Annotated in this window: 18 protein-coding genes; 16 read left to right on the top strand and 2 right to left on the bottom strand. The window is 45.9% G+C overall.

Annotated elements, in window-relative coordinates:
- Window positions 1-100: 100 nt before the first annotated feature.
- The gene (gene dnaB, locus T525_RS0102340; RefSeq protein ID WP_027405862.1) at window positions 101-1,432 is read left to right on the top strand and encodes a replicative DNA helicase; all 1,332 of its coding nucleotides are present in this window, start codon (window positions 101-103) and stop codon (window positions 1,430-1,432) included.
- Between the two features lie 218 nt (window positions 1,433-1,650).
- Window positions 1,651-2,586, top strand: a complete 936-nt coding sequence (gene cysK, locus T525_RS0102335; protein ID WP_027405861.1) for a cysteine synthase A — start codon at window positions 1,651-1,653, stop codon at window positions 2,584-2,586.
- Between the two features lie 65 nt (window positions 2,587-2,651).
- Here cysK and T525_RS13950 read toward each other — a convergent pair whose 3' ends face one another.
- Window positions 2,652-3,248, bottom strand: coding sequence for an A24 family peptidase (locus tag T525_RS13950; RefSeq protein ID WP_051533351.1), 597 nt, complete (start codon window positions 3,246-3,248; stop codon window positions 2,652-2,654).
- Between the two features lie 202 nt (window positions 3,249-3,450).
- Between T525_RS13950 and cpaB the strand changes: the two genes are divergently transcribed.
- The 10 genes from cpaB (at window position 3,451) to T525_RS13925 (ending at window position 12,422) form a co-directional block, all read left to right on the top strand.
- Complete coding sequence (cpaB, locus tag T525_RS13945; RefSeq protein WP_051533350.1) at window positions 3,451-4,452, top strand: Flp pilus assembly protein CpaB; 1,002 nt, start codon at window positions 3,451-3,453, stop codon at window positions 4,450-4,452.
- Window positions 4,453-4,454: 2 nt separating this feature from the next.
- Window positions 4,455-5,843 (top strand): type II and III secretion system protein family protein, encoded by a 1,389-nt coding sequence (locus T525_RS13940; protein ID WP_051533349.1) that lies wholly within the window; start codon window positions 4,455-4,457, stop codon window positions 5,841-5,843.
- Window positions 5,844-5,873: 30 nt separating this feature from the next.
- On the top strand, window positions 5,874-6,686 hold the full coding sequence (locus T525_RS0102315; RefSeq protein ID WP_027405859.1) for an AAA family ATPase: 813 nt from the start codon (window positions 5,874-5,876) through the stop codon (window positions 6,684-6,686).
- Between the two features lie 14 nt (window positions 6,687-6,700).
- Window positions 6,701-7,837, top strand: a complete 1,137-nt coding sequence (locus T525_RS13935) for a response regulator (RefSeq protein ID WP_051533348.1) — start codon at window positions 6,701-6,703, stop codon at window positions 7,835-7,837.
- Window positions 7,827-8,795 carry a type II secretion system F family protein gene (locus T525_RS0102305; protein ID WP_037324902.1) on the top strand — a complete coding sequence of 323 codons (969 nt, stop codon included), beginning with the start codon at window positions 7,827-7,829 and terminating at the stop codon, window positions 8,793-8,795. The genes T525_RS13935 and T525_RS0102305 overlap by 11 nt, the downstream gene beginning before the upstream one ends.
- 130 nt (window positions 8,796-8,925) lie before the next feature.
- Window positions 8,926-9,132 (top strand): Flp family type IVb pilin, encoded by a 207-nt coding sequence (locus T525_RS13930; protein ID WP_037324900.1) that lies wholly within the window; start codon window positions 8,926-8,928, stop codon window positions 9,130-9,132.
- 103 nt (window positions 9,133-9,235) lie between these two features.
- Complete coding sequence (locus T525_RS0102295; protein WP_027405857.1) at window positions 9,236-9,664, top strand: TadE/TadG family type IV pilus assembly protein; 429 nt, start codon at window positions 9,236-9,238, stop codon at window positions 9,662-9,664.
- Window positions 9,665-9,719: 55 nt separating this feature from the next.
- Window positions 9,720-11,105: a CpaF family protein gene (locus T525_RS0102290; RefSeq protein ID WP_027405856.1), complete on the top strand. Its 1,386-nt coding sequence runs from the start codon at window positions 9,720-9,722 to the stop codon at window positions 11,103-11,105.
- Window positions 11,102-12,055, top strand: a complete 954-nt coding sequence (locus T525_RS0102285; protein ID WP_051533347.1) for a type II secretion system F family protein — start codon at window positions 11,102-11,104, stop codon at window positions 12,053-12,055. The genes T525_RS0102290 and T525_RS0102285 overlap by 4 nt, the downstream gene beginning before the upstream one ends.
- Window positions 12,056-12,071: 16 nt before the next feature.
- Window positions 12,072-12,422: a DUF192 domain-containing protein gene (locus T525_RS13925; RefSeq protein WP_051533346.1), complete on the top strand. Its 351-nt coding sequence runs from the start codon at window positions 12,072-12,074 to the stop codon at window positions 12,420-12,422.
- Between the two features lie 48 nt (window positions 12,423-12,470).
- Here the strand turns inward: T525_RS13925 and T525_RS0102275 are convergent, their stop codons facing one another.
- Window positions 12,471-13,730 (bottom strand): TadE/TadG family type IV pilus assembly protein, encoded by a 1,260-nt coding sequence (locus T525_RS0102275; RefSeq protein ID WP_027405854.1) that lies wholly within the window; start codon window positions 13,728-13,730, stop codon window positions 12,471-12,473.
- Between the two features lie 244 nt (window positions 13,731-13,974).
- On the opposite strand from T525_RS0102275, the gene trkA reads away from it, so the two are divergent.
- From trkA to T525_RS0102255, 4 genes are all read left to right on the top strand, one after another.
- Window positions 13,975-15,312, top strand: a complete 1,338-nt coding sequence (trkA, locus tag T525_RS0102270; RefSeq protein ID WP_027405853.1) for a Trk system potassium transporter TrkA — start codon at window positions 13,975-13,977, stop codon at window positions 15,310-15,312.
- 36 nt (window positions 15,313-15,348) lie between these two features.
- Complete coding sequence (locus T525_RS0102265; RefSeq protein WP_027405852.1) at window positions 15,349-16,806, top strand: TrkH family potassium uptake protein; 1,458 nt, start codon at window positions 15,349-15,351, stop codon at window positions 16,804-16,806.
- Window positions 16,807-16,818: 12 nt separating this feature from the next.
- Window positions 16,819-18,264: a TrkH family potassium uptake protein gene (locus tag T525_RS0102260; protein WP_027405851.1), complete on the top strand. Its 1,446-nt coding sequence runs from the start codon at window positions 16,819-16,821 to the stop codon at window positions 18,262-18,264.
- A gap of 301 nt (window positions 18,265-18,565) precedes the next feature.
- Window positions 18,566-20,503, top strand: coding sequence for a tetratricopeptide repeat protein (locus T525_RS0102255; RefSeq protein ID WP_027405850.1), 1,938 nt, complete (start codon window positions 18,566-18,568; stop codon window positions 20,501-20,503).
- Window positions 20,504-20,528: the final 25 nt, after the last annotated feature.

The raw sequence follows: 20,528 nt of genomic DNA, 5'->3' as shown, positions 1-20,528 counted from the left end.
AAAAGGACCCGTGAGCAATTTTCGACTTGCAAACGAAAGGCTGCTCTCTGGACTTTTATACAATAATTTACACGGAAAAACGGGAGGAATAGATATGCCCATAGCTGACCGAATGCCCCCTCAAAATATAGATGCGGAGCAGGCCGTTTTGGGAGCCATGCTCATAAAAAAAGAGGCCATCGCCGAGGTATCCCAGATTTTAAAGCCTGAGGACTTCTACCGTGATGCCCACAAAATTGTATATGAAGCCATGCTGACTCTCTTTAACAAAAACGAGCCCGCAGACATTGTCACCGTGTCCGAGTACCTCAACAACGAGAATCTTATGGAAAAGGTGGGTGGCGTTACCTTTATTACGGCTTTGGCCAATACGGTACCGACGGCAGCCAACGTAACCTATCACGCCAAGATCGTGCGGGAAAAGTCCGACCTTCGTCACCTCATAAATACCGCCACGGATATTGCGGGCATGGCCTACGAGTCCTCTGATGACGTTGCCGATGTTATTGACAAGTCGGAAAAAATGATTATGGAGGTGGCCAACCGCCAGAATGTCAGTGCCTTCACCCCAATGCGTGACATTGTAATGGAGACCTTTGACAAAATCAATGTGCTCTACGAAAACAAGGGTGGCCTTACTGGTATCCCCTGCGGCTTCACTGATCTGGACAAGCTCACCTCCGGCCTTCAGGCCTCTGATTTGATACTGGTGGCAGCCCGCCCAAGTATGGGTAAGACCGCCTTCACCCTGAATATAGGAGCCCATGTGGCCCTGAAGGAGCACAAGAACGTGGCCTTCTTCTCTTTGGAAATGTCAAAGCAGCAGCTGGTTCAGCGTATGCTCTGCTCCGAGGGTGGTATTGACTCCCAGAAGCTCCGCAAGGGTGAGCTGGACAAAAATGACTGGAGCAAGCTGGTAAACGTGGCCAACAAGGTGGCCGAGGCTCCCCTCTACATTGATGATACTGCGGGCATCACCGTCATGGAGCTGCGCTCCAAGGCCCGCCGTCTGAAGGCAGAAAAGGGTCTGGATCTGATTATCATCGATTATCTCCAGCTCATGCAGGGCCGCACTGGCAAGGGTGCCACAGACAACCGTCAGCAGGAGATTTCCGAAATTTCCCGCTCTCTTAAGGCAGTGGCCCGTGAACTGAATGTGCCCGTTATTGCCCTGTCCCAGCTTTCCCGAAGCGTTGAAAGCCGTCAGATAAAGCGTCCTATGCTCAGTGACCTCCGTGAATCCGGTTCCCTGGAGCAGGATGCTGATATCGTTATGTTCCTGTACCGCGAGGATTACTACGATCCGGAAACGGTAAACAAAAACATAACTGAGGTTATTGTGGCCAAGCATCGTAACGGTCCTGTGGATACGGTGAAGATGTTCTTCAAGAAGGAATTCACCAGATTTAACGATTTGTCCAAAATGCAGTAATGGCAGCAAGCCGCTGTACAATAAAATTACAATATGCTCTCAAAGCCTGATTTATCCTATGTTTTACGGATAATCGGGCTTTTTCTTTTTCCTCCCCCTAAAAAAATTTAAAAATTTCTATTGACAAACTAAAATGGTAGGTATTAAAATACAAACATACTAAACATATATGTTTTTCACAAAGCACTTATATATTATTTTATCAGGAGGCGTTTATTATGGCTAAAATCTACAACAGTGTCACAGAACTTATCGGTGGTACCCCACTTTTGAAGGCTAACAACTTTGCCAGGGCAAATGATCTTCAGGCCAATATACTGGTTAAGCTGGAATATTTCAACCCAGCGGGCAGCGTAAAGGACCGTATTGCCAAGGCCATGATTGAAAAGGCTGAGGCCGAGGGCAAGCTCACAGCAGATTCCGTTATAATTGAGCCTACCAGCGGCAACACCGGCATCGGTCTTGCCAGCTTCGCTGCAGCCCGTGGCTACAAGGCTATCCTCACTATGCCGGAGACCATGAGCGTGGAGCGCCGCAACCTCTTAAAGGCATATGGGGCTGAGATTGTACTCACCGATGGTGCCAAGGGCATGAAGGGGGCCATTGAAAAGGCCGAGGAACTGGCAAAGAATACTCCTCACGCATTTATTCCATCCCAGTTCACCAACTCTGCAAATCCTGAGGCACATAAAAAGACCACCGGCCCAGAAATCTGGAATGATACCGATGGCAATGTGGATATATTTATTGCCGGTGTAGGCACTGGCGGTACCCTTACCGGTGTAGGTGAGTATCTGAAGTCAAAGAAGGCCGATGTGAAAATCGTTGCCGTGGAACCAGCCACCTCTCCTGTTCTCAGCAAGGGCACCCCTGGTCCTCACAAAATTCAGGGCATTGGCGCCGGCTTCGTTCCGGATACCCTGAACACCAAGATTTACGACGAAATTGCTCCTATCGAGAACGAGGATGCCTTTAAGTTTGGCCGTCAGTTCTCCCAGAGCGAGGGTATTCTCATCGGTATTTCCTCCGGTGCAGCTCTGGCCGCAGCAGTTCAGCAGGCCAAGAAGGCCGAGAACAAGGGCAAGAACATTGTGGTTCTCCTGCCTGACACCGGTGACCGCTACCTCTCCACCGCCCTCTTTTCTGACAAGTAAGCCCATTTGAAGCCGAAAATCCTAAAATACCCCAAAAGAAACCTCAACTAATACACAAAGAATCCTTAATTTATACACAGCACAAATAATATCATGCCGGTAATGGCAAAATAGGGGCCGTAGGGAAAAAATTCCTTGCGGCTTCTTTTTTTTGTAATTATAAGCAGCAGGGCCACTAAGCCCCCCAGAATTATCCCCATAATAACAGTGGTCAAAAGAAGATCTGAGCCCAGCCAGAGCCCCATGGCCCCAATGAGCTTCACATCGCCGCCCCCAAAGCCCCCACGGGTAATCACTGCCAGAAGGAAGAATGCAAGAACGCCCACCACAGAGGCCATAAGACAGTCTGAAATCTCTCCCCCCGTAATGAGAAGACGGCTGGCTCCCAACAATGCAAAAAGGGCCAGCTCCTTATTAAAAATAACCTGCCACAAAAAATCAGTTAAAGAAAATTGTACCAAAAAAGAGGAAACAAGGAAAACAGATAGAATAATATGGTACTGGGGACCGTGTAAATAATATGCCAACCCCGTCAGGCACAGGGGAATAATTGCTGACAGAAAAAGCAGCCACCTGTTTTTCTCAACAGGACCCGTAAGGGGAATAAAAACCTCCAGCTCTTTTTCGTATTCCCTTGCCAGAAGTCCTGACCAAATCAGCATACCCCGACCAAAAGCAGAACATAGTAACAATATTATGGACAATGGGAACAAATTATTAAAAAAATTGTGTTCAAACACCCGAATCACCTACTTTAGTAGTTTTCTTAACCACTTCATAATGATATAATATATTTTAAGCTATTATACATTTTAGAATATTACGAAACATAACACAAATTTATATAAGGACAGGCGTAGAACAATGAAAACAGACTTCCAGAAACGTTTTTCAAACATGGCTGAAAAAATCAGCTACAAATATTGGATTATTTTCGCTGCTGTGGCCAGTATCTTTTTTGGTATTCTGCTTTTTATTTATCTGGAGCAGGAGCCGGAGAAGCCCGTGCAGACATATAGCGGGGAAAAGACCACCGTCATTGTGGCGGCCACGGATATTGCTCCCCGGACACTGATTCAGTCCAATATGCTCACCACCAAGGAAATTCCTGTGGAATTTGCCCCAGAGGATGCCATTACCGACGTAAAGGATATTGTGGGCAAGCCTGCCAGATATCAGATATTGAGAGAGGATATCGTCACCGACAGAAAGGTGCTGATGGATATAAAAATGGCTGGCTTTACGGGAATGATTCCACCTGACTGCCGCGCTATATCCGTGGGCATTAATGATGTTACCGGTATTTCCGGCTTCGCCAAGCCAGGTGATTATGTGGATGTAATGGTGGTATCCGGCAGCGGCAATGACAGCCGCATTACCTCCAACATTATTCTCCAGAACATACTGCTGCTGGCCATTAACAAGACCCCTATGAACCCCCAGCGCAATGTTGTGGTAACGCCGACAACCAATAATGAAGGGGAAAATAACAACAATAATAACAGCAATAATAATGGCAATGCTGTAACCAGCCAGCCTGTACAAAACAACGCCACTGCAACTGCCATGGCCACAGCCACTTTGGCCGTATCCCCTCGGGATGCCATGGAGCTTATAGCTGCAGCCCAGTCCGGCACCATTTATCTGACACTGAGACCATACAGACCAAGAGATCTGTTCACTACAAATACGGAATATTCCAAGGTAACCAACAAGGGCGCAACCCCTCAGGGGGGACAGCCTCAACCTGTTCCTGGTGGAGCCAGCCAGCCGGCCTCCAATGGGGCGCCAGCTCCGGCCCCGGCCCAAACCTATGGTTCAGTTGAAGTTATCCGCGGTACCACCGTTACCAGAGAGGGAGCCTGAAAATGAAAAGAACAATACATAATTGGCAGCTTCATATAACCACCATGCTGACGGCATTTGTGCTGTTTCTGTCCACCTCCGTGGCAGCAGCCTACGTTCAGCCCCTCTATCTGGAGATAAACCAGTCAACCCTGTTCAATGCTTCCAGCTACGCTGACATTATCAGAGTAGCCATAGCCAATCCCGCCATTGCGGATGTTAACGTTATCAACAACAGAACTCTTAATATTGTGGGCATAGCTCCCGGCTCCACCAGCCTTACTGTATGGACCGATGATGGTATGCAGCAGGATTTTCTGGTAAATGTTTCCAACAAGGACTCCGGAACCTCCGATGCCATCACAAAGGCCATAAATATTCCCGGGGTCCACGTGGAAAAGATTGGAGACAGAATTCTCCTAAAGGGCACTGTAGAGAACCAGTATCAAAAACAGCATGCCCACAGCGTGGCTATTCTTTTCGTAAGCAATCCGGAAAATGTCATCAATATGTTGGATCTGAGAAATCCTACCCAGATTAATCTGGCTGCCATGGTAATTGATATTACCAATTCTGACGCCAAGGATCTGGGCATTATACCAGGAGCCAGCGGTATTGTACGTACAGAGGCCGGTGATTTCAGCGGCATAACCTTTGGCAGCTTCTACGCCGGCCAGGATTACAAGGACTTTGGCAAACATTTTTACAACAACATTAACTTCAAGCTTAATCTGCTTATAAAACAGGGCAAGGCCCGTATTCTTTCCAGACCAAATGTAACCACCATGAGCGGTGAGGAGGCAGAAATCCTCATCGGTGGTGAAATTCCGCTTCCTACTGCCAACGATAACGGAAACATTTCCGTTACATGGCGTGAATACGGTATCAAGCTCCATATCAAGCCTGTTGCCACCCCTGACAACAACATTACCGCAGGGGTAAATGCAGAAATCAGTACCTTGGATAACAGCAATGCTGTAACCACTACGGCTGGCGTTATTCCGGCGCTCCTGTCCCGCAAGGCTTCCACCGTTATTACCATTCCTGATGGTGAAACCATGTCAATTGGCGGCCTTATGAACAACAGCGAAAGCAAGACCGTCAATAAGATACCTCTGTTGAGCTCAATTCCTATTATTGGCGAGTTCTTCAAGTACAACAGCACCTCCAGGGACCGTCATGAGCTGGTAATCCTCATTACCCCGACCATCGTAAGCAGCGAAGATCCACTGAAGGTTTCCCCTGGCCTCGTTAATGAGGTGCAGAGGGCCAAGGATGAGTATTCCAACCTGAAGGAAGTAGACCAAAATGAGCTGGATATGCTGAAGGGCAACAGTGACGAAAATACAGAAAATGCACTTCATGCAAATAATGCAGACAATACAAAGAATACAGATAATACAAAGAAATGATTCTGATGTAGTTTTTTCGGAGATGAGCGTATGGCTGATGAACAGATTAATGGTGTCATTATAACCTTTTTTAGCACAGCCTCGGCTGTGGGGAAAACCCTTATAAGTATAAATATGGCCTCTGAGCTGGCCAGAGAGGGCTATAGTGTGTGCCTGGCAGATTTTGATCTGCAATTTGGGGACATCAGAAACTATTTGCGCCTTACCCCCGAATACACCATTACGGACCTGTGCGAAAGCATACAGGCCGATTCGGGACGGCCACTTATGCCTCTGCTCACCACCTACTCCTATGAGGGAGTATCATTCCAGGTGATACCAAATCCTGCCAAGCTGGATGAGGCCTACAACCTCAGTCCGGAAACAATTATTGAGGTACTGAAGAATCTGCGTATGCAGTACGACTATATAATCGTTGATACCACCTCCATGTTCAGCGTGCTGAACCTTGGTCTTTTGGATATAAGTACCATCGTTACATTTTTGGGCATTGTGGATTTTATTCCTACAATCAAGAATATGAAGATAGGAAATGAAACCCTCCGCACCCTAAATTATGATTCCAACAAAATTCGTCTGGTGCTTAACCGAAGCGATTCCAAGACCCACATCCAGCTGAAGGACGTGGTAAGCATATTGGGAGAGGATTTCTATCACATTCTCCACAATGATTTCATTTCCGCCCGTGAATCCATTGCCACAGGGGTGCCACTGGTACTTAACGGCCAGGAAAGCGAGCTGACCCAGGAGCTGCGGGCTCTGGTGGCCAGATATACCAACAAGGGCTATCAGACCGAGGAAACCCGTAAACGTGATTCCTGGCTGTCAAAGATATTTAAGTAGGAGGTGCCTTCTCAATGATAAACAACAACGTCATGCTGGTGGAGGGCAACCGCCTTTATCTGGAGCAGCTTTCCAATATTATACGTGAAACGGAAACCGTCACCTTGGTGGCCCGTTTCCGTGATGCCAAGGATGCCCTGGGACAGGGCGTGGTTTTTACCCCAAATATTATTCTGCTGGATGCAGATAATCCAAATATTATGAGTCTGCTGGAGGAATTCCGCAAGACTTATCCCAATGCGGATATTATATGCACAGGTGAAAAGTGGTCCGCCGATAGCTCCAGCCTCTACGTAAATGCAGGGGCCAAATGCTTTTTGGTAAAGCCATTCTCCTCAGAGGAGCTGCTGGATGCCATATTTGCCTTCAGCAAGCCAACCACAGGGGGAGTGGCAGAGGCCAAGGTAATGACCTTCTTCAGCCCCAAGGGGAAAAGCGGCAAAACCACCCTTATTGCCAATCTGGCCATGGCTATTTCCAGAAAAACCAATGCCAGCGTGGGCATTATAGATGCGGATCTGCAATTTGGTGATATGGCATTTTTCTTCAATCTGAAGCCCCAGAGCACCATTGTGGAGGCCGCCAGAGACACGGATTTCCTGTCTCCTGTATCCCTAAATTCCTACTTTGTGCCTGTGGCCAAAAACGTGTCCATTCTCTGTGGCACCAAGGAACCAAGCCTTATTGACAAGGTGAGCATACACTCCCTTGAAACCATTATAAATATGGCCAGAACCATGTTCCAGTACGTGCTTATTGACGTGCCGGCGGGGTTCAATCCTACCTCCATTGCTGCGGCGGAAATGGCCGATACCACCTATGTGGTGGCCATGCTGAACGGTGGCTACGAGGTGCAGCACATTCAGCGGTCCCTGGATATTTTCACCACATGGCCTGATTACAAGGAAAAGGTGAAGATTATCCTTACCCGTGTGGAACCATGCACCATTACCGCCAAGCAGGAAATGGAGGAAGTTATCGGCTATCCTGTGGCGGGAATTATTCCAAACGCCTATCTGGATGTGGCCACCGCCGCCGATGACGGCCGCATGGCCCTGGACTTAAAGCCAAACAGCCCTCTCAGCCAGCGCATTAACTATCTGGCGGGGAGAATAACCAAGGAAAAACAGGACGATAAAGATGATTTTTAAGCTGATAATAGCGCTTCTTGCTGCCCTTATAGTTTTCAGCATTTTTATGTTTTTTCTGGGCCGTAAGAACAAGGAAAAACAGAATATCAAGAAGCGTATAGCTTATTTTTCCGATTACCGCACAGACCCTTCCGCCACTGCAAAAAATGCCTCCATTGGGGATTTTTTCTTCAATCTCTTTCATCGGGGCGGTGAAATGCTGGAGCCCTTCAAGAAAAGCAACTCCTTTGACACCAAAATGCAGCAGGCTGACTGGCCCATGACGGGAACGGAATTTCAGCTGGCTTTGGTGATTTTGGGCACTCTTGGGGCCGTGTTGTTTTACGGCTATACCATCCAGATTGTGGGGGCTATACTGGGCTTTGCCTTCGGTGCCCTTCTGGGGTGGACTGTGCTTAATTTCTGTATCCAGAGACGCCAGGCCGCCTTTACAAATCAGCTCAGCGATATGCTGAAAATGATTGCAGATGCCATGCGGGCGGGCTTCAGCTTTATGCAGGCCCTGGAGCATGTGGCCAGGGAAATGGATGCCCCCGCCAGCCGTGAGGTGCAAAAATTAATGCGGGAAACCAATCTTCGCATTCCGTTGGAAACGGCCCTGGAAAATATGAGCATGCGTGTCCAGAGCAAGGATTTTGATCTGGTAATTACGGCGGTGCTGATACAGCGTCAGGTGGGTGGCAATCTGTCCCAGATACTGGACAATATCAGTGAAACAATTAATGCCAGACTGCGTATGAAGCAGGAAATAAAAACCCTTACTTCCCAGGGGCGTATGTCAGGAATAATTCTGGCCCTGCTGCCAATTGCTCTGGCATTCCTTATAACTACCATTAATCCTGATTATTTAAAGCCTTTAATTGAGGAAGATATCGGTCATATTGCAGTTGGTTTTGCAATTTTTTTGGAAATTGTCGGTTATTTTGTTATAAAAAGGATTGTAAATATCGATACATAGATAAGTAAATAATAATTCATATTGTTCGTGACATTTTTGCGAAAAAAATGTATTATTATTTTATAGCTATTATTTGTTAGTTTTTTTAACTATTCAAAGTAGTGTCTAATATTGAAGGGAGGAACATATCATGAAGGTTATGCGTTTTTTTGAGCAGAAGGCTCAGGGTATTGTGGAATACGCTCTTATTCTCGCATTTGTAGTTGCCATTGCAGCTGGTCTTACCAATGCCGGCGGTATTAAGGACAAGGTTTCCGCAATCTTTACTCAGGTTGGAAATTCACTTGATACTGCCAAAACCAATGCTACTACCAGTTCTGGTTCTGGTAGTAAATAATTCCTCTGGATGTATTTAGATCTACATCAGCGGAGGAACGCTAGTTGCAGTGAAGGCATTCGGACATCTTGATAAGAAAAATTAAAACTGAGGAGGCAGAAGTATGAGATTCCAAAAAGCACAAGCCATTGTGGAATTTGCCATAGTTCTGCCTCTATTTCTTATGTTTTTGGTGGGATTAATATACTTTGGCTTTTTCTTTGCGGATTATCTTACTGTGAGCAACACCACCAGAAATATTGCCCATGAGGTTGCCTTATCTGAAAACCCCAATGTTCAGGAAATCATAAATCAAAAAACCGCTCAAGTTACACTCATCAGTGATGTATTTGTATGGAAGCCCAATGAAAGTAAGTATTTAAACGTAGGCTATTCATCCGATGGAAAAGATGTTGTTGTAAAATCCCATTTGGATTATTCTTCAAGTTCCTACTTCGGGAAGATTATGAAAAGCGTAAATAAATTTTCCGCCAACAAAAACGGAATTGATATAACATACACCATGTACCGCCCTTCCGGTTCCGGGCCGTAACTACGGCGGAAGCAGGCAGTCGTTTTTTGGTGCGTTGAAGTGGAGTGAAGGTATTTTGTCACTTTTGGAAAGATTAGGACGTCCCAACCAGCGGAATATTCAGGTGAGGATTTTTGCCTCCCTGGCCGTTGACACGGTGGACACTTCCTTTCAGGAAATCAAATTAAAAATACACCATCGCATAGTGGAGGAAATGACTCCCGAGGAGCAGCGGATTTTATCCTCGAAAAATCAGGATGTGCTGGAAATTGAGCACGTCATAGATTCCTATGTCCAAAAGGTGCTGGATGAAAATCCCTTTGCCATTCCCAGAGGAGAACGGGGCAGGGTTATCAGCGATCTCCGGGACGAAATGCTGGGACTGGGGCCTATTGAGGGCCTCCTGAAGGACGATTCCATTACAGAAGTAATGATAAACGGTCCCTATAAAATCTTCGTGGAGCGTATGGGCAAGCTCCTCCTTACTGATATTACCTTCCACGATAATGAGCATCTCATGAACATAATTGAGCGGATTATTTCCCCACTGGGACGCCGTATTGACGAGTCATCTCCCTTGGTGGATGCCCGCCTTAATGACGGTTCACGCGTAAATATTATTATCCCACCATTATCCTTGGTGGGTCCTGTGGTGACAATCCGTAAATTCTCCAAGAAGCCTTTAACCTTTGACAATCTCATTAATTTTGGCACCTTGGACAGACGCATGGCCAAGTTCCTTCAGGCCTGTGTCAATGCCAAAATCAATATATTGGTAAGTGGCGGTACCGGCTCCGGAAAAACCACCACCCTAAATGCCCTGTCTTCCTTTATACCAAGTACAGAGCGTATTGTTACCATTGAGGATGCGGCGGAGCTGCGGCTTCAGCAGCCACATGTGGTAACCCTGGAATCCCGTCCCGCCAATATTGAGGGTAAGGGACAGATTACCATTCGTGATCTTGTAAGAAATGCCCTGAGAATGCGCCCTGACCGTATTGTGGTGGGAGAGGTTCGTTCCGGTGAGGCCCTGGATATGCTTCAGGCCATGAACACGGGCCATGACGGTTCATTAACCACCGCCCATGCCAACAGCCCAAGGGATGCCCTGAGCCGTCTTGAGACCATGGTGCTGATGTCCGGCTTTGATTTGCCTGTTAAGGCCATAAGGGAGCAGATTTCCTCTGCCATTGACCTTATACTCCATCAGTCACGTATTAAGGACGGCAGCCGCAAAATTACCCATATTACTGAGGTTCAGCACCTTGAGGGTGATACCATTACAACTCAGGACCTTTTCTATTATCAGATGACGGGCATGGACGAAAACGGCAAGGCCGTGGGACGTTTTGTTTCCACAGGACTGCTGCCGGGCTTTTTGGACAAGTTCCAGGTCAATGGTGTCGATATGCCTGATGAAATGTTCCAGAACATGGGGGATGAAGGAGGAATGTATTTATGATTCTGCCACTTCTTTTTTCCATGTCCATTGCATTGCTGATATTTCTCATTTGCTTCGGCTTTATCCAAAATTATGTGGTTCCCCAGTCCACCTACCAAAGGCGACTTAACTCCATTAACGATCTGAACACCGTGGATGCCAGCCGCATGATGAGCAATATGGCCCTGAACAGGGAGCAGGATAAGGAGAATCAGTCCTTCTACAGCCGTGTAATCAAGCCCCTTGTTAACAATCTTGAAAAAAATTTCTTTGAGCTGACCCCATCCTCCCTTACGGGAAGCATTCAGAAAAAGCTCATAGTTGCAGGGCTGAAAAATAAGCTGTCCGTAGGGGGATTTTCCATTATCTGGGCAATTTTTGTGTGCTTTACCACCTATTTCGCTTACAGATATACCACCCTCCATCCCCTTGCACCAATACAGGTTGTATTTTGGCTGGTGCTTGGTGTTGTTGTGGGAGGTTCCCTGCCAATATTATTGTTAAACTCAATAATTACCAAGCGGCAGGCCAAAATGCTGAAGCAGCTGCCGGAGATTCTGGATCTCATGTGTGTCAGCGTTCAGGCGGGGCTTACCTTTGATGCCGCCGTAAAAAAAATCGTTCAGCGCACCAAGGGACCACTGATTGACGAGCTGCGGGATGCCCTTGATGATATGAGCATGGGTATACCACGGCGTCAGGCCCTAAAGGATATGTCAAACCGCTGTGAAGTGCCGGAGCTGGCCCTCTTTGTATCCTCCATTATTCAGTCTGAGCGGCTGGGTACCAGTATTGGCAACACCTTGACCATTCAGGCCAGCAATATGAGGGAGCGTCGCCGTCAGGCCATTAAGGAGGAGGCCCTGAAGGCACCTGTAAAAATTCTCTTCCCTTTGCTTTTATTTATTTTCCCGGCTCTTTTCGTGGTAATATTGGTACCAGTATTGCTTAATTTAGTTAAGAGCTTCTGATACGGGGTGATAATATATGGTGAAATTAACCCTGAACTGTGCCCCTGATGAAAAATTTAAAATTCAGGTGGCGGACAATTTTTTAAAGAGATTTCTTGGGCTTATGGGCCGCTTCAGACTGGATCCCAACACGGGAATCCTGCTGACCCCATGCAACAGCATCCACATGATGTTTATGCGCTTTCCCATTGATGTAATCTTTTACGATGATGATTACAAGGTGGTGAAGATAGCCACCAACCTTAAGCCCTGGACTGGTATATGCGTGGCCCCGGGGGCCAAGGGGGTCATTGAGCTTCCCGCAGGAACCCTAAGCCGCATTCCCGCCAAAAAACTAACGGACATAAAAATAGAACCGGAATCCTAGTGATACCCAAGTATCCGGGAAACCGGTTCTTTTTTTATTTATGATGGTTTAAGATTCCAAAACCTCCTTGGCATTGACCAAGGTAATTTTATATCCCTTATTTCCTGTGGAGCCATCGCCCACATAATTTTTCTGGAAATAATATCCATTACTCTGAAGCTGAATCCTGTTTTTTGCCACAATACTTCCATAGAATGTCAGCCCATTGTCATTTACCTTAACGGAGCCATAAGGGGCATAAATATCTCCGGTAAATTTACCACCACTGCATTCCAGAGCAAGCTCCCCTGAGCCCCTATTGATTAGCACTATTGGCCTGCCTGAGGTCATATCACCGGAGAAGTGCAACATATTTATATTGTCACAAATAACATAAAGTGGTTTATTTGGATCACCGCTTATGGCGTTGGAAATAGTAAGATTAAGGTTTGGAATGTTGAAATATATTACATCAGCAGAGCTTTGTCCCTTTAGTACTGTATCGCTGTAAAAAATATTCAGTATCACATTCTGATTGTTCGGATCAGTAACCTTGTAGGTTGAATCAGCGGTCATCAAATCCTTTACCGTTTTCCTGTAATATTCCGTTACGTCCAATGTTCCATTATATTCCGGAATGTTTACGTAGCCATGAGATATGGCATCATTCACTGTTGATTGTTTCGTTCCATCTGAGCCGAATGCCTCCGGGCTCAAAAATGTTTTTCCATAAGCATTGCTGAAATTACCTCTGTCCGTAATAACAATGGACCCTTCATAGGTGGAACTGTTGCTTTTTATCTGTTCAATACTTTGTTCCCCATACTTATCTCTATTCTGATAGGGATTTACAGAATCAAAGGCACTGGCCACAAACAGATTATTAAAAAGGTCAGTCCCGCCGCCACTGTTCTTTCCCGAAGACTGCCGTTGCAGGGTAATCTGGGCACAGCCTGCGGCGCTAATTTCCGTATCTGAACCTATTTGCGGGAAATAACGGAGAAAGTACAATGGCACCCTTTCCTTGAGAACAACCACATAATAGATTTTGCCATCCTTGTCCTTAATTTGAGGTGGTGATTTAAAGGATGCGTTTTTCTCATTTACCGTCACATATCTCTGGGCAAAATTATTTGCTGTCTCCGTCTCCCCACCGCTTTCGGCATAGGCATTGGCCCCTGCCAGGGCTGCCGCATCCGCTGCATTCTGGAGCCTGGAATAATGTACATACATATTTCCCAAATCTATAGCCAGGCCGGTACAACACATTATAAAGGGAATTATCAACGCAAAGAGGATAATTACTGCCCCCCGCTGTTCCTTTATCACATCCAGCCCTCCTTTCACCCCGAATATGGAATAATTTACATCTACCTTATATTATACCCCAGTTGTTCATATAATGGCTAATATTAATTTTTAACTTTTCCCAAATCTTACCATGGTAAAGACGATGAAAATAAGGTGATTTTATCAGCCCCTAATATGGCATAAAACTCCATAATTATGGTTTTTTTTGCAAAAATAGAGTATCATATAGCTTGAAATATTGTTGCTTTTAGGAGGTTCCATCGTGCGAATCGTTGTAGTTGGCGCGGGAAAACTGGGTTATTCCATTGCCGAACGCCTTTCCCAGGAGGAATATGACGTAATAGTGGTGGATAACGACGCATCCCGCCTGCAAAATGTTCAGGCCAGCCTTGACGTTCTGGCCATTGAGGCCAACGGCTCCAGCCCTATAACCATGAATAATGACGATATCCGTGGGGCTGATGTGCTTATAGCCGTTACTGCCACAGATGAAGTGAACATGGTTTCCTGTATTCTGGCCAAAAAACACGGCATAAAGCGCACCATTGCCCGCATAAGGGACATGCAGTTCATTTCCGAGGCCAAGGAATATTTAAAATCCAACTTCGATATTGATCTCATGCTGAATCCTGAGCTGATTATGGCCATGGAAATAAACCGCATTCTCATGGTACCGGCTGCCCTTAATATCGAGGACTTTGCCGATGGCCAGGTGCGCCTCTTTGAAACCAAGGTAAAGAAAAAATCTCCTTTGACAAATATAAAGCTTAAGGATCTGGAAATGCCAAAGACTATTATGGCTGCCATGATTTTCCGTGGCCAGCGCATGATTCTGCCCCATGGCGATGACTCCTTCCAGGCCGGTGACAACGCATATTTTATCGGTCTTACCCAGGATATAGACAATTTCAGCAAGAATCTGGTGGAGCGAAACGCCTCCAAGCTGGAAAAGGTTACCATTGTAGGTGCGGGACGTATGGGCCGCTTTGTAGCCACCATGCTGGACAAACAGCACGTAAAGGTGAAGATTTTCGACACCAACAAGGAAAGGTGCCGTCTGGTGGCCTCCATGTTCAAAAACCACGGCAAGGCCATCTGGGCCGATGCTGCGGATATCAACAAAATGCTGGAGGAGGGTATCAACGAGGCAGATGCCCTTATCTGCCTTACTGACGACGATAAGCTGAACTTCCTGCTGGCCCTTTTGGGCAAGCATCACGGAGTTAAAAAGACCATTATCCGTCAGGCCAAAACCGACTATAAATCCATTCTCGCTGAGCTGGGTGTGGATATTTCCCTGTCCTCCAGAGTTCTGGCCACCAATGAAGTGCTGGCCTTCGTCCGGGGCAACTCCGCAGTATCCCTGTTGCAGGACGCCAGAGCCGAGGTTACGGAGGTTACCATTGAGGATGGCTGTGACGTGTGCAACAAAAAGCTCATGGATGCCAAACTGCCAAAATCCTGTCTGGTATGCGCCTTTGTAAAGGACGATGTGGTGGAAATCCCTAACGGCAACACAATGCTGGCCGCCGGGGGAAGGGCTATTATCATTACGGAAAAACAGGCCACCACCAAGGTTTTAAAATATTTCTATAAATAACAAAACGCCGTCATAGACAGCGTTAAAGGATAAAAAATGGATAAATTAATCCTATATCTTATGGGCAGGGCCCTGCTGCTCTGCTCAGCCTGTATGGCCATTCCCTTTGGCTACAGCATATATCTGGGCCATGATTATATGACCGGGGTATTTGGACAATCTATATTCATTACATTGCTCTGTGCAGTGTTTCTGATAAAAAAATCACACAATCCGCCGGAATCATTGTCTGTTTACGGCGGAGCTATCTTTTTGTGCTCAATTTGGGGGACAGTAGGCTTTTTCGGCGGTCTCCCCTATTATCTGAGCCATAATCTGGGAGCCGTTGATTCCTTTGTGGAAAGCGTTTCCGGCTTTACCACCACAGGATATACCAACATTATGTCCCTCAGGGATCCTGCCCTTATTCTTTGGCGCAGCATGACCCAATGGATGGGTGGGGGCATGATACTCATGTTTATCGCCACGGTGCTCCCGGCCATAACTGGAATGTTTGGCATCAGCTTTGCCATGCCTGTGGCCCTGAAAACAGGTGTCATAACCATTAACAGACTGCGGAAAAACACCCGCCGTCTCTCCATTCTCTACGCCCTATTAACCATTATCGGCGTATTCTTCTTCAGCATTGCAGGGCTTGGCACCTACGATGCCATTAATTTTGCCATGGTCACCATTTCCACTGGTGGCTGTTATTTTTCTGATGCCTACTTATACAATAATGTCTGGTTTGCTTCAGCTGCCATAGTAGGCCTTATAGCCGCAGGAGGTAATGTAATTATATATTGGCAGGCCATTAAACGCCGCCAGTATTCCATGCTGAAAAAAACCGTCACAAATTCAGAATTCCATATTTTCGTGCTGATTATTCTGGTAATCGGCCTTATTTGCGGACTTCATTTATTTAATAAAAATTATTACAGTCTCTCCGACAGCCTGCTGTACGGCTTCTTTTCCGTGGCCCTTTACGCAGGCACCACGGGAGCTCCCCCGGTTGAGGTGCTCACATGGACTGATTTCGACAAGATGCTGCTTATTGTGGTTGCCTCCATTGGTGGCTGTATCGGCTCATTGGCAGGGGGCTTTAAGATTCTCCGCCTTATGATTCTCTTTAAGTCCTGCGCCAACGAAATCACCCGCACCATTCATCCGGATATTATTATGACCATGAAAATCGATGAGGATATTGTGCCATCCAAGGTTATTAACAGAATACTGGCCTTTTTCTTCATGGTTATTGTAACCATTTCCATTTCCATACTGGTGATTTCCGCCGCAGGACTGGATATGCAGCAATCCATGGATATTGCCCTGGCATGTATAACCAGTACAGGGCCTATTATGCTGTTTCACACCAGCCACAGCCAGATTATGGCACTGCCCGTTGCAGTAAAGCTCTTTTGCTGCTTCCTTATGATATTGGGCAAGCTGGATATCTTCGCCTTTTTGGTTCTTCTATACGGCAGCCGCCAGGAGCTGCTGCACAAACACTGGTAAAGGGGGTGCAACATGAGTTATCCGGTGATTTATTATATGCTGAGCCGTCTTATGTTTGCCATGTCAGTAACCCTGCTGATTCCCTTCCTTACGGCCATACAGTTAAATGAAAACAACGAGCTGGACTTTTTGGCTGCCATTGTTGTGAGTCTTTCCCTGGCTGTTTTTTTCAGCAATCGGGGGAAAATTACCACAAAGGATATCAGTATCCGTGAGGGTATTGCCATTACGGGCCTCAGCTGGCTCTTTGCCTCCATTATCGCCTCTTTGCCCTTTCTGGCAGGTCATTATATGCCAACGGTGGACTGCTTTTTTGAAGGGGTTTCCGGCATCACGGGCAGCGGTGCATCTGTAGTCACAGATATTCCGGGACTTCCCACCTCCATCAGGCTGTGGCGCAGCCTTACCCACTGGCTGGGTGGCTTGGGCATTATCGTTATTTTTATTGCCATAGTGCCCCAGACAGGCACCAAGAGCCTTAAGATGTTTGAGGTGGAAACCACGGGACCCACGGAAGCCAGGCCTTTGCCAAGGTTCAAGGATACGGCCCACGCCCTGCTTCTAGTGTATATTTTCCTCACCTTTATGGTTATCGGCCTGTTGCTTTTATGCGGCTTCAGCTTTTCTGATGCCATAAATAACGCCATGTCGGCCATTGCCACGGGCGGTTTTTCCACACAAAATGAAAGTATTGAATACTTTGACAATTTGTCTGCTGAGGTGGTGCTTACCATAGCCATGCTGGCAGGGGGAGGCAACTTCTCCCTTTATCTCATTGCCTGGAAGCAGGGGTACCGCAAGCTGTTCAAGGACGGTGAGTTCATTGCCTACATAGCCCTCTTTTCCATTCTGTCACTGGCCATTACCACCAATCTTTTCGCCGCCCTGGATATAAACCTCTTTGAGGCCTTCCGCTATGCCACCTTCCAGACAGCGGCGGTTATCAGTACCACGGGCTTTTCCAACAGCGACTTCGATGAATGGCCTGCCTTCTCCAAATACTGTCTCCTCATTGTGATGCTGACAGGGGGATGCGCCGGCTCCACCTCCGGGGGCATGAAAATAGCCAGATTTTTGCTGCTTTTCAAGATGGTATATTACATTATTCAGGAAAAGCTCCACCCAAATCAGATTATTCACATGCACTACGATACGGTGGAAAGGCTGGATATTGTGGTAAATCGCGTGGGACGCTTCTTCTTCCTCTACGTATTTCTGGCCCTTATGGGTGCCCTGGTATTTACCATTGAGGGGCTGCCTATAATGGATGCCATTGTGCTGGGCTTTTCCGCCATAGGAAATGCAGGAGTGGCCTTTGGTGCCGCCAACGACTTCAGCACCCTTAATGACCTTACCAAATATATCTGCTGCGGCCTTATGGTTGTTGGTCGTCTGGAAATATTCCTATTTCTTGTTATGCTGCGGCCATCCTTCTGGCAAAAGGGTGCCAGCTGGTAAATAAACAAAAGGGACATAGGTGCTATACTTGAGAGCATGGAAAAGTGTAATACATGGAGGTATTAAAATGAGATTTTTTATAACTATTTGATGTTAGTATGATTTAGTGGACACAAAAAGTACGACACATTAAAATCTTGATTAAGAAAGGATGCGTATGGCCTCGCAAATGGGACGACTTATCATATAAAAATACTAGTGAGCAGCGTGGTTTCATATGCGAATGGGATGAATAATTAAAATGAACGACTAGGTGATAGTTTGATGCTGTTACCTGGTCGGTGTCTAAGGAGGATGGATAATGAAATTACGAAAAATTTTGACGGGACTGTGGGCAGTTCTGCTACTGTTAGTTGGCACCTGTTATGCCGAGAATACAGATAATCCAATTATTGCCTATATAGATTATGGGTATTACAGATTGAATACGCCTAGCGTAAAAAAAGTTGAGTACTATGGTTATTCTTTTATCGAATGCTCATATACCAGACATCTTGAGCAGATGCTTCCCTATGGCATTCCCTATGTAACTCAGAGTGGACCATATTATGCCTGGTTTGACCCACTAAACAACAAAATGCTGTATTTGGACGAAAGCCAGCCGAATGCAGATAAAAACTGGTATGACATGAGTTATTTAAAGGACATAGGAGGCGAGTCTCAATATGCCTATAATGCCATAAGAGATTCCTTCCCTAATCTTTGTGAGGAAGTGCTCACTGACAACCAATTAGCCAGTGAAAAATACGGTAATGAAATTTCCAAGGCCATTGCAGCCCAAAAGGATGAGGATTGGAAAACAGAGTACAATTCCTTGAAGCAAGCCTACGATAAGGGTTGCCAGTCTCAGGGAATACTGCGTGATTTGGCAGAGTCTGCCTGGAAATCAGGCGACTATGATACAGCTATTGAATGGGCTGGCAAGCGGATTGAGATGAACCCTTCAAGTAATGCTTATAACACGCGGGCATGGTGGTATTATCTGTTAGGACAAAATGATAAGGCACTGGAGGATGCCGAATGGGCGGTATTCAAGGATAAAAATAAAGCTTATGTACTGGATACCCGTGGCTGTATTTACTATGAATTAGGCCAATATGACAAGGCGATTGCTGATTTTAATGCGGCTATAAAGCTCGATGATAAATTTGCCCATGCCTACTTCTATCGCAGCAAGTGTTATGAAGCTCTGGGAAATAAAGATAAAAGCAATGCTGATTATAAAGAAGCCAAGAAATATGATAATGAAATAATTGATGACAAAACAGAATTTGCGAACCAGCAAAGTCAGATAGTTGCAAAGAATCAGTTGGCACATCAGCAGAAGCTGAACAAGTACAAAGACACTTTAAAGAAGCTCAACGATGCTGTATATGTATGTAATAATGCATCCCAGTTCCCAAAGCGGACAGTATTTGACTCTGCAAACGCCATTATCATCGATACTGAAAAAATCAAATACGATGAAGGTGAGGAGTTCTACCAGGAGGTAATTCCTCAGGAAGTTCGTAATAATTATGAAAATGGTGTGTACCAGCAGCAGTATGAACAGCTGAAGGCAGAAGTAGAGGCTGAAGAGGCTGCCGCAGCAGCTGCTGTTACTGTAAATGAGCCTCAGATAGCGGCTGCACCAGTGCGTAGAACTACCTATGCCTGCAACAGCGAGTGTGATGCCATTGCGCAGAATCCTTCATCACGTCACAATCTCCGTGATGAGCTTTGGGAATCATTACATCCTGACCGCTTCCAACATTCTAAAACTGTTGCAGATGCAGCAGCATATTGGAGCAATAATGTTATTTATTATTGTTCGTATAAAGAGTGGAAACTTGAAATGCCAGAAAACATAAATTATACACGTAACCAACTGCAAAGAAACAATGTGACCGATTATGGGACATACATAATAGTTACTGAAAGTCCGACGGAGAAATATCATTATATTTGCTTCGACTTTGATTTTGACACAAATACTTTTTACATATATGACAACAAAACAAAGAAGCATGACTATTCTTTAATATTTGTTAAGGATCCGTCTAATGGACGGCCACTGGCTCATCTTGTGAATATTTCTGGCCAAAAAGGAAATTTTGGTGATGGTTTTGTAGACTGGACAGAAAGGGATTATTCCGATAATGTCGAGGCATTCTTTGCGAGAAATGTTGTAGACTTTGTTCCAACACTTCAAACAGATGGTTTCCGTCTTTTCCTCCAATACAGTGGAGTCTTGTTTTAAGATATAGCAAAATATAGCAAACACG

The sequence above is a fragment of the Anaerovibrio sp. RM50 genome (genome assembly GCF_000622005.1).
Lineage (GTDB): Bacteria > Bacillota > Negativicutes > Selenomonadales > Selenomonadaceae > Anaerovibrio.
The sequence above is the reverse complement of the archived record's forward strand: the minus strand, read 5'-3'. Positions and strand labels throughout refer to the sequence as shown.